This window comes from Marivita sp. NO-S04, assembly GCF_059070475.1.
In genome coordinates, this window is the sequence record NZ_JBKAEE010000004.1 from 11,961 (window position 1) to 32,189 (window position 20,229).

General features: G+C 62.7%; 18 protein-coding genes. 13 read left to right on the forward strand and 5 right to left on the reverse strand.

All coding sequences use genetic code 11. The features are described from left to right. The first annotated feature begins 391 nt into the window (after positions 1 to 391). The 5 genes from ACK3EW_RS23900 to rfbA all read left to right on the forward strand — a co-directional run bounded on the left by ACK3EW_RS23900 (position 392) and on the right by rfbA (position 4,799). Positions 392 to 1,396 carry a replication initiator protein A gene (locus tag ACK3EW_RS23900; RefSeq protein ID WP_493809922.1) on the forward strand — a complete coding sequence of 335 codons (1,005 nt, stop codon included), beginning with the start codon at positions 392 to 394 and terminating at the stop codon, positions 1,394 to 1,396. Positions 1,397 to 1,398: 2 nt separating this feature from the next. Beyond that, positions 1,399 to 1,959 carry a dTDP-4-dehydrorhamnose 3,5-epimerase gene (gene rfbC / locus ACK3EW_RS23905; RefSeq protein WP_493809951.1) on the forward strand — a complete coding sequence of 187 codons (561 nt, stop codon included), beginning with the start codon at positions 1,399 to 1,401 and terminating at the stop codon, positions 1,957 to 1,959. Then, the gene (gene rfbB, locus ACK3EW_RS23910; protein WP_493809923.1) at positions 1,956 to 2,996 is read left to right on the forward strand and encodes a dTDP-glucose 4,6-dehydratase; all 1,041 of its coding nucleotides are present in this window, start codon (positions 1,956 to 1,958) and stop codon (positions 2,994 to 2,996) included. Before rfbC ends, rfbB begins: the two co-directional genes overlap by 4 nt. A gap of 70 nt (positions 2,997 to 3,066) precedes the next feature. Further along, entirely contained in the window at positions 3,067 to 3,906 is an 840-nt protein-coding gene (rfbD, locus tag ACK3EW_RS23915) for a dTDP-4-dehydrorhamnose reductase (RefSeq protein WP_493809924.1), read from the forward strand. An 83-nt stretch (positions 3,907 to 3,989) separates the two neighbouring features. Further along, complete coding sequence (rfbA, locus tag ACK3EW_RS23920) at positions 3,990 to 4,799, forward strand: glucose-1-phosphate thymidylyltransferase RfbA (protein ID WP_493809952.1); 810 nt, start codon at positions 3,990 to 3,992, stop codon at positions 4,797 to 4,799. Between the two features lie 148 nt (positions 4,800 to 4,947). Here rfbA and ACK3EW_RS23925 read toward each other — a convergent pair whose 3' ends face one another. Further along, on the reverse strand, positions 4,948 to 6,021 hold the full coding sequence (locus tag ACK3EW_RS23925) for a DUF2793 domain-containing protein (RefSeq protein WP_493809925.1): 1,074 nt from the start codon (positions 6,019 to 6,021) through the stop codon (positions 4,948 to 4,950). Positions 6,022 to 6,297: 276 nt separating this feature from the next. Between ACK3EW_RS23925 and ACK3EW_RS23930 the strand changes: the two genes are divergently transcribed. Then, on the forward strand, positions 6,298 to 7,674 hold the full coding sequence (locus ACK3EW_RS23930; RefSeq protein ID WP_493809926.1) for a phosphomannomutase: 1,377 nt from the start codon (positions 6,298 to 6,300) through the stop codon (positions 7,672 to 7,674). Positions 7,675 to 7,700: 26 nt separating this feature from the next. On the opposite strand, the gene ACK3EW_RS23935 is transcribed toward ACK3EW_RS23930, so the two are convergent. The 4 genes from ACK3EW_RS23935 to gmd are packed head-to-tail and all read right to left on the reverse strand — an operon-like array spanning position 7,701 to position 13,497. Next, positions 7,701 to 9,128 (reverse strand): mannose-1-phosphate guanylyltransferase/mannose-6-phosphate isomerase, encoded by a 1,428-nt coding sequence (locus ACK3EW_RS23935; protein WP_493809927.1) that lies wholly within the window; start codon positions 9,126 to 9,128, stop codon positions 7,701 to 7,703. 22 nt (positions 9,129 to 9,150) lie between these two features. Then, on the reverse strand, positions 9,151 to 9,978 hold the full coding sequence (locus tag ACK3EW_RS23940; protein ID WP_493809928.1) for a hypothetical protein: 828 nt from the start codon (positions 9,976 to 9,978) through the stop codon (positions 9,151 to 9,153). Then, on the reverse strand, positions 9,975 to 12,422 hold the full coding sequence (locus ACK3EW_RS23945) for a glycosyltransferase (RefSeq protein ID WP_493809929.1): 2,448 nt from the start codon (positions 12,420 to 12,422) through the stop codon (positions 9,975 to 9,977). Before ACK3EW_RS23945 ends, ACK3EW_RS23940 begins: the two co-directional genes overlap by 4 nt. Further along, positions 12,409 to 13,497 carry a GDP-mannose 4,6-dehydratase gene (gene gmd, locus ACK3EW_RS23950; protein WP_493809930.1) on the reverse strand — a complete coding sequence of 363 codons (1,089 nt, stop codon included), beginning with the start codon at positions 13,495 to 13,497 and terminating at the stop codon, positions 12,409 to 12,411. The genes ACK3EW_RS23945 and gmd overlap by 14 nt, the downstream gene beginning before the upstream one ends. A 173-nt stretch (positions 13,498 to 13,670) precedes the next feature. On the opposite strand from gmd, the gene ACK3EW_RS23955 reads away from it, so the two are divergent. From ACK3EW_RS23955 to ACK3EW_RS23985, 7 genes are all read left to right on the forward strand, one after another. Continuing rightward, complete coding sequence (locus ACK3EW_RS23955; protein ID WP_493809931.1) at positions 13,671 to 13,820, forward strand: hypothetical protein; 150 nt, start codon at positions 13,671 to 13,673, stop codon at positions 13,818 to 13,820. A gap of 70 nt (positions 13,821 to 13,890) precedes the next feature. Continuing rightward, the gene (locus ACK3EW_RS23960; RefSeq protein WP_493809932.1) at positions 13,891 to 14,817 is read left to right on the forward strand and encodes a glycosyltransferase; all 927 of its coding nucleotides are present in this window, start codon (positions 13,891 to 13,893) and stop codon (positions 14,815 to 14,817) included. Between the two features lie 106 nt (positions 14,818 to 14,923). Then, positions 14,924 to 15,790 carry a glycosyltransferase family 2 protein gene (locus ACK3EW_RS23965; RefSeq protein ID WP_493809933.1) on the forward strand — a complete coding sequence of 289 codons (867 nt, stop codon included), beginning with the start codon at positions 14,924 to 14,926 and terminating at the stop codon, positions 15,788 to 15,790. 134 nt (positions 15,791 to 15,924) lie between these two features. After that, the gene (locus ACK3EW_RS23970) at positions 15,925 to 16,875 is read left to right on the forward strand and encodes a KpsF/GutQ family sugar-phosphate isomerase (RefSeq protein WP_493809934.1); all 951 of its coding nucleotides are present in this window, start codon (positions 15,925 to 15,927) and stop codon (positions 16,873 to 16,875) included. Then, positions 16,872 to 17,657, forward strand: a complete 786-nt coding sequence (locus ACK3EW_RS23975) for a 3-deoxy-manno-octulosonate cytidylyltransferase (RefSeq protein ID WP_493809935.1) — start codon at positions 16,872 to 16,874, stop codon at positions 17,655 to 17,657. Before ACK3EW_RS23970 ends, ACK3EW_RS23975 begins: the two co-directional genes overlap by 4 nt. Then, positions 17,654 to 18,472 (forward strand): 3-deoxy-8-phosphooctulonate synthase, encoded by an 819-nt coding sequence (kdsA, locus tag ACK3EW_RS23980; RefSeq protein ID WP_493809936.1) that lies wholly within the window; start codon positions 17,654 to 17,656, stop codon positions 18,470 to 18,472. Before ACK3EW_RS23975 ends, kdsA begins: the two co-directional genes overlap by 4 nt. Positions 18,473 to 18,827: 355 nt before the next feature. Next, positions 18,828 to 19,928, forward strand: coding sequence for a sigma-54 interaction domain-containing protein (locus ACK3EW_RS23985; RefSeq protein ID WP_493809937.1), 1,101 nt, complete (start codon positions 18,828 to 18,830; stop codon positions 19,926 to 19,928). Positions 19,929 to 20,229 lie beyond the last annotated feature (301 nt).

Below are 20,229 nucleotides of genomic sequence, written 5' to 3' on the forward strand. Positions count from 1 at the left end.
AAGAAAAACTGCAACACTCTTTTCTTTTCTAAGCAGATTCACAGACTTAACTACCCAGAACAGAGCTTGGGCAGGAGGTGTTCAGATCCAACCGGTTTGTTAAAATCTGTTAGTTATATGTTATGGGATTTTGAACTTGTTTCTAAGCATCTTTTTTTAAAGAGAAAAATTGCGATGTAATCGATCGTGGTGACTCTGATCCTCCGTTTGTGCGACTCCAATCCCCCGAGAGAGCGACTCCGATCCTCCGCTGAAATCCCAGCTTTGGATAGACGCACGCTGTGGATAACTTTAGGTTGGGTGTCACTGAAACCCCGAAAGCCGAGTCGGCATAAAAGCCGGCCTCAAAAAACAACCGGGGATCGAGCAGAGCAAATACAGGCGGACCCCAATGACGGGACCAATGAGTGGCGGGCTGTTGCCCGACCGGCACCCAACGGGCGATTTTTTCGTCTGCGATATCTTTGGCGCCAGCCCGAAGGACGATCTGGCGTCGATGGAACACCCCATCTTTTCGCTGAGCACACGGCCCGACAGGCGGGTGTTGTCTTATGCCCATAACGGGGTTGCGGTGGAGGTGGTGCCGAGCGTCAAGGGTCGGGCGACGATCCATGACAAGGACATCCTGATCTATTGCATCAGCCAGCTGGTGGCGGCGATGAATGCCGGGCGGCAGGTGGGGCGGACGCTGACGCTACGCGCGCATGATCTTCTGGTGGCGACCAATCGCGATACTGGCGGCGAGAGCTATTCGCGGTTGCGCGAAGGGTTCGAGCGGCTGGCGGGCACGCGCATCACCACCAATATCGACACTGGCGGGGTGGAGGTGACCCGGGGGTTTGGCCTGATCGAGTCCTGGGAGATTTTGCGCAAGTCGCGCGGCGGGCGGATGATCAGCGTGACGGTGACCCTGTCGGACTGGCTTTATCGGGCGGTCTGTGCGCGGTCGGTGCTGACGCTGAGCCGGGATTACTTTCGGCTGAGGAAGCCCTTGGAGCGGCGGATCTACGAGCTGGCGCGCAAGCATTGCGGGCGGCAGGCGGAATGGGCGATCTCGGTGCCCGTGCTGCATCTGAAATCGGGATCGGCGGCTCCGGTGCGGGTGTTCCGGGCGGCTGTGCGCAAGATGATCGCTGAGAACCACCTGCCCGATTATTCCCTCACCGAGCGCGAGGGTGATGTGCTTGTTGTCACGCGACGGGCCAAACCGCGCCCCATGGATGCCCCGGTTCTGTTGGAAGACACGCTTGCCATGGTGCGCGAACTGCGGCCCGGTTCGGATGTTTACGCCTTGCAGGCGCGCTGGGTCGCGTGGTGGGATGAAACCGGACGGCCCAGATTGCAGAACCCTGACCGGGCGTTTCTGGCCTGGGTGAAGACGCAGAAGGACGGCTGATGCTGGATTTTGAAAAGACCGCTCTCGAAGGGCTGCTGATCCTGACACCGCGGCGCTTTGGCGATGCACGGGGGTTCTTTGCCGAGACGTGGAATGCGGCGCGATTGGCCGAGGTGGCGGGGATTGACCCGGTCTTTGTGCAGGACAACCATTCGCTCTCGGCCGAGGTGGGGACCATTCGCGGGTTGCATTACCAAGCGCCGCCCAAGGGGCAGGGCAAGCTGGTGCGCTGTGGGCGCGGGGCGCTTTACGATGTGGCGGTGGATATCCGGCGTGGCTCACCGACCTATGGACAGTGGGTGGGTGTCGATCTGACCGCTGAGAACGGTCGGCAGCTTTGGGTGCCCGAAGGCTTTGCGCACGGGTTTGTCACGCGGGCGCCTGACACCGAGATCATCTACAAATGCACTGGGTATTACGCGCCTGACGCCGAAGGCGCTGTGCGGTGGGACAGCGTTGGCATCGACTGGGGTGTGTCTGGCGATCCGATCTTGTCGGACAAGGATGCAGTTGCGCCGGCACTTACTGAGATCGACAGCCCATTTGAGTGGAGTAACACGTGAAGCTTTTGGTGACAGGTGGGGCCGGGTTCATTGGCTCTGCGGTGGTCAGGCAGGCGATTGGTCAGGGGCATGAGGTCGTGAACCTCGATGCGCTGACCTATGCGGCCTGCCTCGACAATGTGGCTTCTGTGGCGGATGCGCCCGGCTATAGGTTCGTGCAGGGTGATATCCGCGATGGCGCTTTGTTAGAGACTGTATTTGCCGAACATGCGCCCAATGCGGTGATGCATCTGGCCGCTGAATCCCATGTGGACCGGTCCATCGACGGGCCGGGGGCGTTCATCGATACGAACGTGGTGGGCACCTATACGCTATTGCAGGCCGCGAGGGGCTATTGGGAGCGTCAGGGCAAACCGCAAGCGTTCCGCTTTCACCACATCTCGACCGATGAGGTCTTCGGGTCTCTGGGGGCTGAGGGGCAGTTCACCGAGGAAACCCCCTACGATCCGCGCTCGCCCTATTCGGCCTCAAAGGCGGCCAGTGATCATCTGGTGATGGCGTGGCACCACACCTACGGGTTGCCCGTGGTGCTGTCGAACTGTTCGAACAATTACGGGCCCTATCATTTTCCGGAAAAGCTGATCCCGGTGGTCATTCTGAACGCGCTTCATGGCAAGCCGATCCCGGTTTACGGCGCGGGCGAGAATGTGCGCGATTGGCTGTTCGTTGAAGATCATGCCGATGCGTTGCTGACGGTGGTCACCCGCGGTGTGGTGGGCCGCTCCTACAATATCGGCGGTGAGAACGAGGCGCGCAATATCGACCTTGTCCGCATGATCTGCACGCTGATGGACGAGATGGTGCCCAACGGCGCGCCGCATGAGCAGTTGATCACCTTCGTGACCGACCGTCCCGGGCATGACCTGCGCTACGCGATTGATCCCAAGCGCATGCGCGGTGAGCTGGGCTGGCAGCCTTCGGTGACATTGGAGGAAGGTCTGCGGCGCACGGTGCGCTGGTATCTCGACAATGCCGCCTGGTGGCAGGCCTTGCAGGACCGCGACGGGGTGGGCCAGCGTTTGGGGGTGAAGGGATGACTGCTCTTTCATCTTGCCAGATAAACTCCGGGGAGCGCGAGGGGCTGGCCCCTCGCTGGGCATGGGTCACATGATCCTGGTTTTTGGCAAGACGGGCCAGGTCGCCACCGAATTGCAGCGACAGGGGGATGTCACTGCCTTGGGGCGTGACCAAGCGGATCTGTCCGACCCGCAATCCTGCGCGGCCATCATCGCCGATCTCAAACCCAGTGTCGTCATCAATGCCGCGGCTTACACGGCCGTCGACAAGGCCGAAGAGGAAGAGGCGATGGCACAACGGATCAACGCCGCAAGCCCCGGTGCGATGGCGGGGGCCTGTGCGCATCTGGATATTCCCTTCCTGCATGTCTCGACCGATTACGTCTTTGACGGCAGCGGCACGCGGGCATGGACTGAGTCAGACCCTGTTTCACCGCAAAATGCCTATGGCCGGACCAAGCTGGCTGGAGAGCAGGCGATCCGTGCGGCGGGCGCACGACACATCATCCTACGCACAGCCTGGGTGTTTTCCGCCCATGGGGCGAATTTCGTGAAGACTATGTTGCGGCTCAGTGAAACGCGCGATGCGCTCACCGTGGTGGACGACCAGATCGGCGGACCAACCCCGGCGGCAGATATTGCCGCGACGCTGCTGATCCTCGCGGATCACATGCGTGATAGGGCGAAGGGCGGCACGTACCACTATGCCGGGGAGCCGCACACAAGCTGGGCGGACTTTGCGCGGGAGATTTTCCAACAGGCTGGGCGCGATGTGGCGGTGACAGGCATCCCATCATCGGATTATCCAACGCCTGCAACCCGCCCGCTCAATTCCCGGCTTGATTGCGCCAAACTGGCGACGGATTTCGGGATCAGACCTGCCGACTGGCAGAGTGGCCTGAACACCGTGATCAAGGAGTTGAACCCGTGACCCAAAGCGAAAGTGCTGCGCGGCGTGCGCGCAAGGGCATCATCCTCGCAGGCGGGTCGGGCACCCGGCTTTACCCGATCACCATGGGGCTGTCGAAGCAGCTGTTGCCGCTCTACGACAAGCCGATGATCTATTATCCGCTGTCGGTGCTGATGCTGGCGGGCATCCGCGAGATCGCGATCATCACCACGCCGCAGGATCAGGACCAGTTCCAGCGCCTGCTGGGCGACGGGTCGCAATGGGGGCTCGCGTTCACCTTCATCGAACAACCCTCACCCGATGGTCTGGCACAGGCCTATCTGCTGGCGGAAGAGTTCCTCGACGGTGCGCCTTCCGCGATGGTGCTGGGCGACAACATCTTCTTTGGCCACGGCCTGCCCGAAGTGCTGGCCAGCGCCGATGCGGTGGCATCGGGCGGCACGGTATTTGGCTACCGTGTTGCTGACCCCGAACGCTATGGTGTGGTGGATTTTGCCCCTGATGGCACAGTGAAAACGATCATCGAAAAGCCGTTGAAAGCGCCGTCCCCCTATGCGGTGACAGGTCTCTATTTCCTCGACGGGACCGCCCCTGCGCGGGCGGCCAAGGTCCAGCCGTCAGAGCGGGGCGAGCTGGAGATCACCTCGCTTCTGGAAAGCTATCTGGCCGATGGTCAACTGAGCGTGGAGCTGATGGGACGCGGCTATGCCTGGCTCGACACCGGCACACACGGGTCGCTTCTGGATGCCGGGAACTTCGTGCGCACACTCAGCGACAGGCAGGGCCAACAGATCGGCAGCCCCGACGAGATCGCCTATCACCAAGGCTGGATCGACGATGACGCCCTGCGCGTGCGGGCCGAGATGTTCGGCAAGAACGACTATGGGGCCTATCTGCTTAGTCTGTTGGAGTGAGCGTACTTTTGCGCGCGCAATCAGACCCAAGGCCTCCCTCTCCCTACCGCCCGCCACGCTAAGGCGATTCGGATAAGGAAAGGTGAGCGTCGGATGGATTGGTGTTGCAGTCTCTTCATGCAGGGAATGAGGGGCTGAAGAGTTGCCTTTAGGCCCACCGCCCAATGGCACAAATCCGCAGGTTCAGCCCTACGGTGATCTGAATGAGCGCCGTGGCCTTCAGCCCGGTCGACAGCACCCCATGTGGGGCAAAGGTGGGCCAGGCGCCGGTGTTGCCACTCTCTCCGGTCAGGATCGGGGGCATCCCCGGCGCAAAGGGGACCGGAAAGGTCCAGGCGAGATGGTTCGACTGCCATAGCGCCCCGGCCTGATTGCTGATTGGTCCGGTGGGAATATCCGGGCTGGTGCAGATCTGCGTGCCATCGGCAAAGCGCACATACGCGCCATTGGCGTTCGCACCGCGCTCGATCACGCCACCGGTGGGCACGCCATTTGCGTCTTTGAACACGGTGCCGAGGATGGTGCCTTTGAGGTACCCATCGCCCGCCCGCACAAGCGTGTTGGGATTGCTTTCTTCCGGGCCGCTGCTCACCGCTGCGCCACTGGCCGTGCCGGTGATCGGATCAAAGCTCAGCGCAGTGGTCCATGCGGCCCCATCACTGACCTTGATCGAGAACGCGTCTTCACCGGCCAGCCCCATCTCGGCATGGCCGGTCCAGTTCGACTGGAACAGCAGGCTGGCGGTGTCGGATGTGGCGGCCTTGTTCACCTTGAGCTGATGCCCTCCCCCTTCATGGGTGAGCAGCGTGTCCGGTGAAGCGATGCTCAGCCTGGTTACCGGATCGGCACTTGTGCCCAAACCAAGGCGATCGGGCAGGCCCGCAACCTGCGCCTGCCACAGACCGTTCTGCCAGATGACTTCTGCGCCCTCATCCGCAACCCAAGCGCGCCAACCAGTGTTCGGGGGCAGGAAGATCCACCCGCCGCCCGCGTTCAGCGCGATGGTGTGGTCCTGTCCGGCCCAGCCCCCGGTGGCGCCGGAGGCCACGATATAGCGCGCGCCATCGGTCGGGGTGGTCGGCGGCTCGTTCAGGCCACGGCTTTCGACTGACAGTTGCACCAGCGCATCCAGTATGCGCAGGGCCTCGTTATGTGTGACGTGTTTCTGTGCTTGTGCCGGTTGAATATAGGGCAGCGACAAGAGGGTGGAGATTTGTGACATCGGGCAGGCCCTTTCAGCGATCCGCATTCGGGCGGGACGCTAGGGGCGCTTTGGTAAACGGGGTGTGAGTCCTGCGGGCGTTGCGCCCTGTGGCGGGCCGTGTGTGTGCATATTTGGAAAAAGAAGAAGCAGCGAGTGATGCGCTGTCTCTGTGCTTCTTCTTTTTGAAAATATGCAAAACGTGACCGCGCCACGTGAGACACGGTCGTCCTTGCGCCCATGACGCTGCCAAGGGCATACCTGCGGGCGAGGTTCCAAGGCACAAGGACAGACGATATGCCCCCCAAATTCGGCACCAGCGGCTTGCGCGGCCTTGTCACCGAACTGACCGACGATCTGGTCGCGGACTACACACGTGCTTTCCTGACCGCCTGCCCACATGGTGGTTCGGTGCATGTTGGGCAGGACCTGCGCGCCTCGTCCCCACGGATTGCGGCGGCGGTGATCGCGGCGGTGCGGGCGATGGGGCTCCGGGCGGTGGATCATGGCGTGTTGCCCACGCCTGCGCTGGCGCTGGCGTCCATGGGGGCGGGGCAGGCGGCGATCATGGTGACAGGCAGCCACATTCCGGCAGATCGCAACGGGTTGAAGTTCTACCTGCCCGGCGGAGAGATCGCGAAAATAGACGAGGCGGCGATTGGTGCGGCTCTGGGATCAGTCTCTGTTTCAGTGGAAATGGGGGATGTACAGCGCGCGGTAAGTGCGGTGCCTTCCTATGTGTCGCGCTATGTCGAGGCGTTTGGGGCGGATGCTCTCAAGGGGTTGCGCATCGGTGTTTATGAACATTCGTCGGTGGCGCGCGATGCGCTGGCGGAAGCGCTGATGCAGATGGGCGCCGAGGTGGTGCGGCTGGCCCGTGCCGATCATTTCATCCCGGTCGATACCGAGGCGGTGGACGCGGACACGCGCGAGATGCTGAAGCGCTGGTGTGCCGAGCATGCGCTTGATGCGCTGGTGTCGACCGATGGCGATGCCGACCGTCCGATGGTGGTGGATGCCAGCGGCACGTTGGTGCCCGGCGATGTGTTGGGGCCGCTCACGGCGCAGATGCTGGGGGCCGAGGTCATCTGCACGCCAGTGTCGTCGAACACGGCTGTCGACCAGTTGGACTTCGGGTCCGTCATCCGCACCATGATCGGCTCGCCCTTTGTGATCGCCGCAATGGAAGAGGTGGGGGGCCGTGTTGTGGGCTATGAGGCCAATGGGGGCTTTTTGCTGGGTTTCGCGGCGGACGGCCCGTCGGGCAAGCTGGCGCCCTTGATGACCCGGGATTGTCTGTTGCCCATTGTGGCACCCTTGGCGATGGCTTGTGCAAAGGGGGTGAGTTTGGCCGAATTGGTCTCTGATCTGCCGCCACGCTTTACTGCGGCTGACCGGATTGCGGGCATTCCGACCGAGGCATCCAAGGCGTTTATCGCAGAGCTGATCGAAGATGCCGCCGAACGGGCGGCGTTCTTTGCGGGACGGGCCAAGGAGACTGGCGTTGACCTGACTGACGGGCTGCGTGTGTCTTTTGCCGACGATACCGTGATCCACCTGCGCCCCTCCGGCAATGCGCCGGAGTTTCGGTGTTACGCCGAGGCCGAGAGCGTCGCGCGGGCAGAGGTCTTGATGCGCGAGACGCTTCAGGCTGTGGCGAAACGGCTAGGCTAGAGGCGGACGCGTCAACGCGTCCCCGATCAGCTTCGGGAATAGATGTCCTCGTAGCGGATGATGTCATCCTCACCAAGATAGGTCCCGGTCTGCACCTCAATCAAAACCATCGGCACCTTGCCGGGGTTCTCCATCCGGTGCACGGCGCCCAGCGGGATATAGACCGACTGGTTCTCGGTCAGCAGTTTCACCTCGTCATCCACCGTGACCTTGGCCGTTCCAGCCACCACGATCCAGTGTTCCGAGCGGTGAACATGGCTTTGCAGCGACAGCGCAGCACCAGGATGCACGTGGATGCGTTTCACTTGGAAGCGGTCCGCCAGAATGAGCGTTTCGAACCAACCCCAAGGCCGGTAATCGACGGGCAATTGCACCGCCTGTTTCGCCTCGCGGGCTTTCAGGAGGTCGACGGCGCGGCGCACGCTCTGGCTGTCGGACATGCCCGCCACCAGCACCGCGTCGCGCATGGCGACAGCGACCACGTTCTTGAGGCCGATGCCCACCAGTTCGATCTCGTCGCTTTCCGAGCGCAGCAGCGTGTTTTCGCAGTCGATCGCCGTGGAGAGCCCTGCCAGCGCGTTGCCGCTGCCATCCTGCGGGCTTTCCTGCCAGACCGCTTCCCAGCTTCCGAGATCAGACCAGCCGCCGGTAAAACGCACGACGCTGACGTTTTTCGCCTGTTCCATCACGGCGTAGTCGATGGATTCGGCCCGGACCTGTCCCCAGAGCGGGGCGTCGATGCGCAGAAAACCCAGATCGGTCTTGGCGGCCTCCATTGCGGCACGGGTGCCCTCAAGGATGTCGGGGGCATGTGCCTCGAAGGCGGCGATCAGCGTGTCGGCGCTTGTCAGGAACAGGCCCGCATTCCACAGGTAGCGGTCATTGGCGAAGAGTGTCTCGGCCTTGGCCTGATCCGGCTTTTCGATGAAGCGTTCCAGCGCATTCACACCGGGCAGGGTTTCGGCCCCCGCCTCGAGCCAGCCATAGCCGGTCTCAGCGCGGGTGGGCTGGATGCCGAAGGTCACGATCTGGCCGTCGGCTGCGGCAGGCGCACCGGTCATCACCGCATCGCGGAACGCCTGCGCATCGGGAATGGCGTGATCGGCGGGCACCAGCAGCATCAGCGCCTGTGGGCTGGTCTTTGCCAGATGCAACGCGGCCGCCGCAGCGGCTGGGGCTGTGTTGCGGCCTTCGGGTTCAATGAGGATGCCCGCCGGGCGCAGTCCGCAATGGTCGAGCTGTTCGGCCACGATGAAGCGGAACCCGTCGCCGGTGACGGCTAGCGGGGCGGTAAACCCTTCGCCCGAGACGCGCTTGGCAGCTTCCTGAAACAGGCTCTCTTCCCCCAGGAATTGCGCGAACTGCTTGGGATAGCTCTTGCGCGACAGTGGCCAGAGCCGGGTGCCGGAGCCTCCGCACAACAAAACCGGAGTGATGAGGGGAAGGTCGGCCATGATTACGCTCTCACAAGTCAGATCAAACCACCCGAAGCGTCCGCCTCCGGGTGGTGTATTCAGATGAGCCGAGGATCATCCGCTCGAGCGTGTCCAGCGATGGGCTGGCCTGCAGCGCAAGCATGTTCGCCTCGGCAGCGTCCCGGCCCAGATGGTGGCGGAACAGCCTGTTTACTTCCTGTCGGGTCAGTCGCAGTTTGTCCAGATAGCCAAAGAGCTTGGCGTCGTAATGGCGAAATTGCGTCACATCCCGTGGCGGATGAACACCGCTTCCGGGGCGTGGGGTGATGCGGCGCTGCGCCACCTCTTCGCCGTCCACCCACGCAATGGCGCGGCGCAGGCGCGAGGGATCGGGATCGGGGTCGCCGAAGCTGCTTAATGCATAGGTCATGGCCAAGGCAGGATCGTGGATCAGCGCCTCGTAGGGGATCACGGTCTGTGACCGCGCAAAATCGGAATACACCCACCTGTCCTGAAAGGCGCGCCAAGCGGTGAATTGTGCGCTGGCAAAGCGGGCAAAGCTGGGCGCATCATCGCTGCCACCTTCGCGCAGATAGAGCTCAAAATTCGACACCACCGACGGCGCAAAGGCGCGGGTCTGGATCAGGTAGCGATGTGCGCCATCCTGCGGCACTGCACCATCGAAGTCGTGGTTTTTGGAATAACGGATCGCTCCGGCCCGCGTGCAGGGCACCTGACCACAGCATTCGGTTTGGCCATAGAACCCGCAATAGGTGAAACTTGGGCCATAATAGAGCCTGAGCAGCCGCGCCAGAAGGTGATGCCCTGAACGTGGCCAACTGACCCCGATGACATAGGGTGGATGGCCGCGCGAGCGGAGGAACATCATGCCGCGCTGATCCTTGACTGGTGCAGCACCGTGTCGATGCGCGCCGCGTAGCGCGTGCCGATGGCCTCGGGGTTGAACGCGTGCAAGACCCGTGTCTGGGCTGCCTTGGCCCGGCGTGCGCGAGTGGCAGGGTCTTTGGCCATTTGGCGCAGCAGGGTCACTGCCGTGTCGTGGTCCGGCGCGCCCCAAAGCCCGCCTTTGGGGGTGAACATGTAGTCCTGCGGCGCGGGCGCCACGTCCTGCGCAGGGACCAACCATGCGGTGCTGTCGTCGCAATAGGCGAGGTTGCCGGACGTGCCCGTGGCCAGCACAGGCACACCAAGCGCCATCGCCTCGATCATGCCGAACCCCCAGCCTTCGGCGCGGTGCAGCGAAAGATAGGCATCAGCCCCGGCGGTGAGGGTCAGAAGCGCGGGGCGGCCCATGGTCTCATCAAGGACGTGGAAGCGTGGATCGCCTGCCGTCAGCGTGTCGATCTCGGCCCAGATGGTGCGCTGTGCCGGGTCGCTGACACGGGTCCGGTTCTGCGTCTTGAGCAGAAGCTGTGCGCCGCCTTGCGGAAAGGCCTCGGCAAAAGCGCGGATCAGGGCCAGTGGGTTTTTGCGCTGCACGAAGGAAAAGCTGTCAAAGCTTGCCATGCAGAGGAAGCTGTCGGCCTTGAACCCGGTGCGGGCAATGAGTTCGGCCCGTGCGCCCAATGGGTCGGGATGAGGAGCCACATCATTGGCCAGTCCCATCACCCGGATGGGGCCGTCAAAGGCACCGTCATAGATTGCGCGCCCATGACCCGAGGCGGTCCAGATCTCGTCCACCATGCGCAGGGCCAGCGCATGGCAGGCAGCAGGGCGGGTGAGTTCCCAGAACATGTAGGCAGAAAGATATGACCCATCGGTGATGTCGGGCGAATAGGCAAAGAACGGCGGAATGGATTCCGCGTTCAGGTGCAGCAGGGTGAACCGGGCCGCGTGGGCCTTTTGGAGTGGCGTGTGTGGCACGTCGATCTCTGGAGCGGGGTTGTCGAGGCTGAAATTGACGACCTGCACCGACAGGCCAGTGGTCTCCAAGGCGGCCACGGACGCCCGGGTGGCTTGTCCCAACCCGCTGGCCTTGGTGACAGGGCCGATCACCTGCACGTCGACCTGTGGCGCGCCATGCAGCGCAGGGGCGGGCAGAGCGGCAGGGTGAAGACGGTGCCCTTCTATGGTGCGGCTGGTAAAGCGCCGGGCCTCAAGGTCGTATCCGCGCCCGCGCAGGGTGGCCACATAATCGCTGCGGGACATGGGGACAGAGGATCGGTCCAGCGTGGTCAGATAGGTGCCCAAGGGGGTCTGGCTGTACATATCCTCTTCCAGAAGTGTCTCTATACTGGCCCAAGGGACGTATCTCAGCGTATCGGGCCGCTCTGCCGCCCGGACCATCGCTGCCAGCGTTATCTGCCGACGATCCTCCTCACAGCCCGGACACAGCCGCGCCAGAGCAGGGGTTTCGGCCGCCCATCGCAAGAGATGACGCGACAGTGGAAACGCCTGCTCTTCCTGATCCAATGGCAGCCCGGCCAGACGGGTCACATACCCATCCGGCACGAGACAATCCTCGGCGCCGATGGCATGGGCCTGATGGATGGACCACCAGGTGATCATCGCATCCACCCAGTCGGGGTTGCCGAAATCCATACCTTGACGCAGATGCGGCACGCCCTGCAGCGCCGCCCATGTGGCGCGGCTGAGGCTGGTACGCTGTCCCGGCACAACCATCGGCGCATTCAGCCACTGGATCGTGGGCTGCGACAGTGGCACGCGTAGCCCGGTACGCATCGGGGCATAGTTAGTCACTATCCAGTTCAGAAAATGCGCCGCATCTTCGGGGGCCGCGTCCCAATCGAACTGTGCCTCCAACCGGTGACGTGGGTGCAGGTACGCCATCCAAGCGCATAGCGGATCGGGCAGCGGGTGGTCGGTCGCTGGATCTGTCTGCGCAAAAAGATGCGCTTGTCGCGGGCTCAATCGCGCCGGGCGATCCCGTATAGGTTCGGGTGCAGAACGAAGCGCGGCACGGCCCGGCCCCAATACGTCCCGCAACATGGGGTGCGAGGACATGAGGGGCAGTTTCGGCTTGGACAGAGCCTGTTTCGCGCCGTTCTGGCGGAGCGTTCCGATCTCGACCGGGCGGGGGCCATCCATCCGACAGACCCGCAGCAGAGGCGTGTCGGTGTCGATCCGAAAGCTGAAGCCGCAGGTGCCGCCCGCAAGCCCGGCATCGCGCAGATCGGCGCGGAACTGCGACGCCAGCGCGTTGGCCAGACGCTGCTGCCCGGCATAAAGCGCCACCGGAACTGGGCCGTGCCCCGGTTTTGGCAGGGCCCAACCATGCAGGACCCCGTCGCGAAGTCCGTCGAGATAGTCGCGCCGCCCAGTTAGACGGCGGAAGAGTCTAGGCCACGGCATCGTAATCGGCGCGCGCCATCATCGTGGCCAATCCGCGTACATCGACCTTGGGCCGCCAGCCAAGCTGTCGCTGGGCACGGCTGGCATCGCCCACCAGCAGGTCCACTTCGGCGGGGCGGAAGAAGGCTGGATTCACCTCGATCACGCGGCGCCCGGTGCGCCGGTCGGTCGCCACCTCGGCGACACCTTCGCCGTGCCAGTCCAGCGGCATGTCCAGCGCCTCGGCGGCGAAGCTCACGAAATCGCGGATCGGCGTGGTGACACCGGTGGCCAGAACGTAATCGCCGGGGGTGTCCTGTTGCAGCATCCGCCACATGCCTTCGACATAATCACCGGCAAAGCCCCAGTCACGCCGGGCGCTGAGATTGCCCAACGCGATGGGCGCATTGCCGCCGCACGCGATCCGGGCCAGCCCCCGCGTGATCTTGCGGGTGACGAATTCCTCGCCCCGAAGCGGGCTTTCATGGTTGAAGAGAATTCCGCAGGAGGCGTGCATGCCAAAGCTCTCGCGGTAATTCACGGTGATGTGGTGACCGTAAGCTTTGGCCACACCATAAGGCGAACGGGGATAAAAGGGCGTGGTTTCGGCCTGCGGCACCGCCTGCACCAGACCGAACATCTCGGACGTTGACGCCTGGTAGAACCGTGTCTCGGGGGCCAGCGTGCGCAACGCGTCCAGAAGCCGGGCCACACCCATACCGTTCACGTCACCCGTATAGAGCGGCTGGTCCCAGGATGCACCGACAAAGCTTTGGGCTGCGAGGTTGTAGAACTCATCCACACGCACATCTCGGATCAGACGGAAGATGTTGGTCATCTCCGAAAGGTCGAGATCGTGCAGGATGACCTGATCCGCGATGCCAAGTGTCTCTAACCTTGCCCGTTCGGCCTGCGCATTGCGGCGCATCCCGCCATGCACCTCGTAGCCCTTGTCCAGCAGAAGCTGCGCCAGATAGGCGCCGTCCTGCCCGGTGATCCCGGTGATGAAGGCACGTTTTTCAGTCCTGTGGGCAGAGGGGAGAAACGCACAGGGATGTGTCTGGGGCAGGGTCGCGGCGGGCGCTGTGGGGGTCATGTCGAAGCCTCGGGCATAAGGAACATGCCCCGTTATCGGGGGTGAGGCGTAAAGAATGGGTTAAGGTTAATGGGCGGGTAACGAGAATTTCCAAGTTATGAAGGTGAGACTTCACTGTGCATGTACAAAACCTTCAGGCATGCCTTTCGAAGGACCGCTTTGATAAGGGTCGGGTGTCAACGGGCTTCAAACAGCCCGTCAAGCTGCATGTCGCCCCCGACATCATCGACTGTGTCGAAGTCCAAGGCCCAAAAGGTCACCTGACCCGCATGCATTCCGTCCTGCGCGCCTATGTCGATGCCCAGAGAAAGGCCCGGTCCTGACGGGTTCCCTTCGCAAAAACGCCTCAAACTCCGGTATTCTGGAAAAAACAAATAACAGATGAGGCCTGCAGTGAATTACCTTCTGGAACCCGTGATCGGCATCTGCCGGTTTTCCTTTTGTGGCAATGGCGACTGGGCAGCCTATTCCGCTATCGATGCGGATACCGATATTGACCTGCTGCGCCTTGAGCAGGCCGAACGGCTTTATGATGACGCGCGCATGGCACTGCGGTTTCACCTGTTCGAAACCTTCCTGTTGCCGTCGCTCAAGGCGCAGAAGGATCCCAATTTCGTGCTGATCGTCCTGACCTCCGACATCATGCCGGGCAAATATCTCAAGCGTCTGCGCGCTCTCTGTGAGAGCGACGCGCGGCTGTTGCTGATCGTGTCGGACGAAACCACCGTGCACGAGGCGCTGATGCCCGAGATCAAGCGGCTCAACTCCTTCCTCTCGCGCCCGCTGGTGCAGTTCCGCATCGACGATGACGACTGCCTATCCGCCGATTACGTGCGGGAGCTGCGGCGCTACATGCAGCGGTTGGGGGATATGGTGCCGATCGCCTATTCGCGCGCCACCGGCCTTGTGGTGACGTCATATGCCGAGGATGAGGCCACCCATGTCTACCGCGGCAACCTGCCGTTCCACCCGGTGGGCACCGCGATCCGCGTACAGGGGGACCGGACGATCTTTTCCTTCGGCCCGGCAGCGATGCTCAAGCGCTTTCCGGCCGTCGTTGACAATGCCGGGATGGGGTCTTTGTCGATCAAGATTGACGGCCATGAAGGCTACCCGTTCAACATCAATGATCCCATGATGCGCCGCACCCATACGTCGGTCAAAGATGCGGATCTGTCGGTGATCCTGTCGAAATGGTTCGGATTTCTGGGTGACAAAGACGAGGATCGCGCCAAGGCGCTGTTCCACGGGGTTGAAACGGCGGCGGCCCTGGTTGCCCCGAGTCGTCCTGCCAAGATCCGGCATCTCAAGGCGGTGTAACAGGGCGGGCAGTCCGGGGTGATGGGCGTGGCTTTGCCACTGTCGCTTGCACGGATCCCGGCTTGCCCCTATTGAGACCACGCCCGGTTTCGAAGTGCCCTTTTACATGACCCTGATTACCCTCTCGTCTATTCCGCCCCGGTTCGGGCTGATCGGCCCGACACTCGAGGCGCTTGTGGCGCAGGCGGGGATAGAGGGCGTTGAACTGTATCTGCCCCAAAGCTACCGGCGGTTCCCGGATTGGGACGGCACGCTGCCCAGCGTGCCCGCAGGTGTTACCATTCACCGTTGCGAAACAGATTACGGCCCCGCGACCAAAGTGCTCTGTGCTGCCAAGCGCTACCGAGGTCAGGATGTGCGACTGCTTTTTTGCGATGATGACCGCGATTATCGCCCCGGCTGGGCGGCGGGATTGCTGGCCGAGGCAGCCCGGTACCCGGATCGCGCGGTGGCGTTGGCCGGTTGGGATATCGCCGGACTGAGTGCGCGCCATGCGTTTGTTCATCCCCGTCATCAGCGCCGGTCGCGGACATGGGACATGGCCTATCGGGGGGCGCGTCTGAAGCAGATGTTGTCGGGACAGAGCAAGGTGTCTTTGGCGCAGAAACCGCCACGCCGGATCATCGGGCAATCCGGCTTTGCCGATGTGTTCGAAGGCTATGGCGGCGTGGTGGTGCGCCCCGAGTTCTTTGACGATCTGGTCTTCGACATCCCGGCGGATGCGTTTCATGTCGACGATGTCTGGCTGTCGGGGGCACTGGCCCGGAGTGGCATCGGCATCTGGCTGGCGGCCGATCAATATGAACCCAAGACCACCGCCGCAGACCAGCAGGACGCGCTCTACCGTCACAGGGTCGCGGAAAAGGGCCGGGTGGAGCTGGATGCGGCGGCGATTACGCTGATGCGGTCACGCTGGAACATCTGGGGTGGGGCCAAAGAGGCCATTCCCCATGGTGGTGCCCGGCAGGTGTGAGCCCGAAGCGGTTTCGAAACCGCTTGAATGGGCCTTCGAAGGCCCGTGTAAGGCTTTTCGAAAAGCCTTGTCCCGCGTTGGACACCGGCTCTCCCACCCGCTATCACCGCGCTCAGACAAATCCGCAGGCTCCCATGACCGACACCCCTTCCGAGATCGCGCGCACCGTGCTGGCCATCGAGTCTGCCGCCCTGACCCGGCTGGCCGCCGAATTGCCTGCTGATTTCGATGCTGTGGTGTCCCGCATTCTGGCCCTTCAAGGTCGGGTGATCGTGTCGGGCATGGGCAAATCCGGCCATGTGGCGAACAAGATTGCGGCCACGCTCGCCTCCACCGGCACGCCCGCACAGGCGGTGCATCCGGGCGAGGCGTCGCACGGCGATCTGGGCATGATCACCCGCAATGACGTGGTGATCCTGATCTCCAACTCGGGTGAGACCCGCGAACTGGCTGACATGATCACCTATTGCACCCGCTTCGACATCCCGCTCATTGCAGTGACCAAACGCGCCGACAGCACGCTGGCCCGCGCTGCGGAGCACGTCTTGCAACTGCCCGACGCGCCCGAGGCCTGCGCCATCGGCATGGCACCCACCACCTCGACCACGCTCACCATGGCGCTTGGCGATGCGCTGGCCGTGGCACTGATGCGTCACCGCGGCTTTGACCGCGAACACTACGCCGCCTTCCACCCCGGAGGCACGCTGGGGGCACAGCTGCTGCGGGTTTCAGCGATCATGCACCGGGATGACGCCCTGCCTGTGGTCAGCCCCGACACACCGATGGGTGAGACCTTGGTGGTGATGAGTGCCAAGGGTTTTGGCGTCGCCGCCGTGGTGGTTGACGGGGCGCTGAAAGGCGTCATCACCGATGGGGATCTGCGGCGCAATCTCGACGGTCTGACGGGGCGCAGCGCGGGTGAGGTCGCCACACACAACCCGCGCTCCATCGCCCCCGATGCACTACTGACCGAGGCTTTGGCCCTGATGAACACGCACAAGATCGGCGCGCTGATGGTGACTGATGCGGGCCGTCTGGTGGGCCTCATCCACATCCATGATCTTCTGCGGGCAGGTGTTGCATGAGCGTTGTCGTCTTCATCCCCGCCCGCTACGCCTCGACCCGCTATCCCGGCAAACCGCTGGTGGAACTGACCGGAGCGACCGGCGAGAAAAAGACCTTGATCCAGCGCGCATGGGAAGCGGCGCAGGCCGTGTCAGGCGTAACCAATGTCTACGTGCTGACCGATGACACCCGCATCGCTGATGCCGCCACCGGGTTTGGGGCAGAGGTGCTGATGACCTCCCCCGAGGCCCGCAACGGGTCGGAACGCTGTGCCGAAGGGCTGGCTCAGTTGGACCATGACCCCGATGTGGTGATTAACCTGCAGGGCGATGCGCCGCTGACGCCCGCATGGTTTGTTGAGGCGCTCATTGGTGCGATGAACGGGACCACACAGATGGCCACGCCTGTCGTCAAATGCGATGCCGAGACACTGACCAATTTCGTCACTGACCGCCAGCAGGGCCGGGTGGGCGGCACCACCGCTGTCATGCGAAGTGACCGCACCGCGCTCTACTTCTCCAAAGAAGTGCTGCCTTACGTAGGCGATCTGCAGAACCCGCCCGAGGTCTGGCACCATGTCGGGGTCTATGCCTACACAGCTGCAGCCCTGCGTGCCTATGCGGGCTGGGAGGAAGGCCCGTTGGAACGCGCCGAGGGGCTGGAGCAACTCAGGTTTCTCGAAAACGGCACACCCATCACCTGCGTCCCGGTCGAAGGTCGGGGGCGGGTGTTTTGGGAGTTGAACAACCCGGTCGATGTGGACCGCATTGAAACCGTCCTGAAACGCGAGGGGATCGCATGAAAACCGTCCAGATCGGCGAGATATCCGTTTCCAACACTGCCCCGTTTGCGCTTATCGCGGGTCCGTGCCAGCTTGAAAGCCTGGATCATGCGCGCATGATGGCGACCCGTATCGCGGCTGCTGCCCAGGCGACAGACACGCCATGGATCTTCAAGTCGAGCTATGACAAGGCCAACCGTTCGTCCCTGTCAGGCAAGCGCGGTCTGGGCATGGACGAAGGCCTGACGATCCTGTCCAAGATCCGCGACGAATTCGGCGTGCCGGTCCTGACCGACGTGCACGGGTCCGACCAATGCGCCCCCGTGGCACAAGCGGTCGATGTGCTGCAAATTCCCGCCTTCCTGTCGCGCCAGACCGACCTGCTGCTGGCCGCCGGTGAAACCGGTGCCGCGATCAACGTCAAGAAGGGCCAGTTCCTCGCCCCCTGGGAGATGGAGAACGTTGCTGCCAAGATTGCCAGCACCGGCAACACCCGCATTATGCTTTGCGAACGCGGTGCGAGTTTCGGCTACAACATGCTGGTCTCGGACATGCGGTCGCTGCCGATCATGGCGCAGACCGGCTACCCGGTGGTGTTCGACGCCACCCATTCGGTGCAACTGCCCGGCGGGCAAGGGACATCCTCGGGTGGACAACGTGAATTCGTGCCGCCCTTGGCGCGGGCTGCCGTGGCGGTGGGCTGTGCAGCCGTGTTCATCGAGACCCATGATGATCCGGACAACGCGCCCTGCGACGGCCCCAACATGGTGCCCATCGGTCAGCTTGAAGGGCTGCTCTCGGTGATGCGCCGGATCGACAGGGTCGTAAAAGGCTGATCCGCCACAGGAAACTTTAGTTCATTTCCCTGCCATGACACGGTTTTGGCAGGATGCAGGGCCGTGCTTTGCACACTTTTGATAAGATTTTATCTCCTTTGATCGGTTCGGCGAAAAATCTCGTTCGCTCCGTCTTAAGAGAGCTTTGATGATCCGCTTGGCCCGACGACAGTTCGACATGTGACGTCTAGGAAAGGGGTGTGAGCGTCGGTTTTCTGACAATTGGCGTTTGGATTTGAGACCTGCCTGTTTGCGGAGATCGGTTATCGATGTTTTGGGCGCCCCTTGGGTGTCTTTGGCCGGATGGCACGATCCATGCTTGGGTGAATTTGCTAAGAAAAGAAGAGGGTTACCCATGGCCGATATCTGCATCACCGCGCCGCGTTTCGAGGCTACCGAAGCACTTCATACAGCGCTTTCTGAGCGGGGTCTGGAGGTCAGTCTGGGGTTCCGTCCGACCTGTCACACGCTGGTTCAGGGTGGTCCCGGGACCGATCAGGCCGCATTGGTAGAGCTGGCGCGCAAGCTGGGCGCAAAGCGGGTTGTGGTGGTCCGGCAGCAGGCCGAGACCTGGGACGTGATCGAGACATTGGGCGGCCGTATTCTGCATGTGGACCTTCCTGCCTGCGGTGAGACCGCTGCGCTGTTGGCGCTGGCCGATCTGCTGGCAGCCCCCTTTGGGGCGATGGTGGCGGCTGATCCCTCGACCGCAGCGCTGGTGGCGATGGCGCGCCGTGTGGCGCGGTTCGATGTGAGCGTGTTCATCAACGGCCCCACGGGCAGCGGCAAGGAAGTGCTGTCGCGCTTTATTCATGATGCCTCGCCGCGGGCGGGCAAGCCGTTCATCGCGATCAATTGCGCGGCCATTCCCGAAAGCATGCTGGAGGCGATCCTGTTCGGCTACGAGAAGGGGGCCTTTACCGGGGCCACCGCACCGAACAAGGGCTATATCCGGGCGGCCTGCGGCGGCACGCTGCTGCTCGACGAGATTTCCGAACTTCCCCTGGGCCTGCAGGCCAAGCTGCTACGGGTGCTGCAGGAAAAGGTGGTGACCCCTCTGGGCAGCCAGACCGAGACCCCTGTGGATATCCGCGTCATCGCGACCTCGAACCGTCACATGGCGTCTGAAGTGGCCAAGGGGACGTTCCGCGAGGATTTGTTCTACCGTCTGAACGTGTTCCCGCTGCAGACACTGCCGCTTGCAGCGCGCCCTCGGGACATCCCGGTTCTGGCGCGCGCGATGCTGCGGCGTCACGGCGCGGGCCAGCCGGTCAAGCTTTTGTCGGAGGCGGCGTCTGCCGTGCTGATGGCGCATGACTGGCCGGGCAATGTGCGCGAGTTGGAAAACGTCATGCAGCGGGCGCTGGTGCTGGCCGAAGGCATGGAGATCGGAGCCGAGCACATCATGCTGCTGACCGGCGCCGAGCCCAGCCTGCCGCTTCGCGCCGCCGCCTGAGGACGGACCCTACCATGAGCATCACCGGAGCCACCTCCGCTGCCAGCATGTCGCACGCCACACTCGTGGGGGCGCGGCCCGGTCCAGTCGAAACTCCCCCGCCCCCGGGGAACTCGGCTGGACCGGAATTTAAACAACGCATCGGGGAAAGAAGATCAGGCAATACGACGAGCCTGCATCACGGTCCTGCCTGCAACCTTTAGGATATTTTGCACAAGACTCTCTGGGAATTTCCGAATATCGTAGTTGTATCCGGCACCATAACAGTACCGCCGGATCATCGGTAAATCGGTTACCAGTT

What these genes read in the sequence shown, in the direction of transcription:
- ACK3EW_RS23900 (WP_493809922.1), top strand. Translation starts at nt 392, where the DNA reads ATGACGGGACCAATGAGTGGCGGGCTGTTGCCCGACCGGCACCCAACG.
- rfbD (WP_493809924.1), top strand. Translation starts at nt 3,067, where the DNA reads ATGATCCTGGTTTTTGGCAAGACGGGCCAGGTCGCCACCGAATTGCAG.
- rfbA (WP_493809952.1), top strand. Translation starts at nt 3,990, where the DNA reads ATGGGGCTGTCGAAGCAGCTGTTGCCGCTCTACGACAAGCCGATGATC.
- ACK3EW_RS23925 (WP_493809925.1), bottom strand. Translation starts at nt 6,021, where the DNA reads ATGTCACAAATCTCCACCCTCTTGTCGCTGCCCTATATTCAACCGGCA.
- ACK3EW_RS23930 (WP_493809926.1), top strand. Translation starts at nt 6,298, where the DNA reads ATGCCCCCCAAATTCGGCACCAGCGGCTTGCGCGGCCTTGTCACCGAA.
- ACK3EW_RS23935 (WP_493809927.1), bottom strand. Translation starts at nt 9,128, where the DNA reads ATGGCCGACCTTCCCCTCATCACTCCGGTTTTGTTGTGCGGAGGCTCC.
- ACK3EW_RS23940 (WP_493809928.1), bottom strand. Translation starts at nt 9,978, where the DNA reads ATGATGTTCCTCCGCTCGCGCGGCCATCCACCCTATGTCATCGGGGTC.
- ACK3EW_RS23945 (WP_493809929.1), bottom strand. Translation starts at nt 12,422, where the DNA reads ATGCCGTGGCCTAGACTCTTCCGCCGTCTAACTGGGCGGCGCGACTAT.
- gmd (WP_493809930.1), bottom strand. Translation starts at nt 13,497, where the DNA reads ATGACCCCCACAGCGCCCGCCGCGACCCTGCCCCAGACACATCCCTGT.
- ACK3EW_RS23965 (WP_493809933.1), top strand. Translation starts at nt 14,924, where the DNA reads ATGACCCTGATTACCCTCTCGTCTATTCCGCCCCGGTTCGGGCTGATC.
- ACK3EW_RS23970 (WP_493809934.1), top strand. Translation starts at nt 15,925, where the DNA reads ATGACCGACACCCCTTCCGAGATCGCGCGCACCGTGCTGGCCATCGAG.
- ACK3EW_RS23975 (WP_493809935.1), top strand. Translation starts at nt 16,872, where the DNA reads ATGAGCGTTGTCGTCTTCATCCCCGCCCGCTACGCCTCGACCCGCTAT.
- kdsA (WP_493809936.1), top strand. Translation starts at nt 17,654, where the DNA reads ATGAAAACCGTCCAGATCGGCGAGATATCCGTTTCCAACACTGCCCCG.
- ACK3EW_RS23985 (WP_493809937.1), top strand. Translation starts at nt 18,828, where the DNA reads ATGGCCGATATCTGCATCACCGCGCCGCGTTTCGAGGCTACCGAAGCA.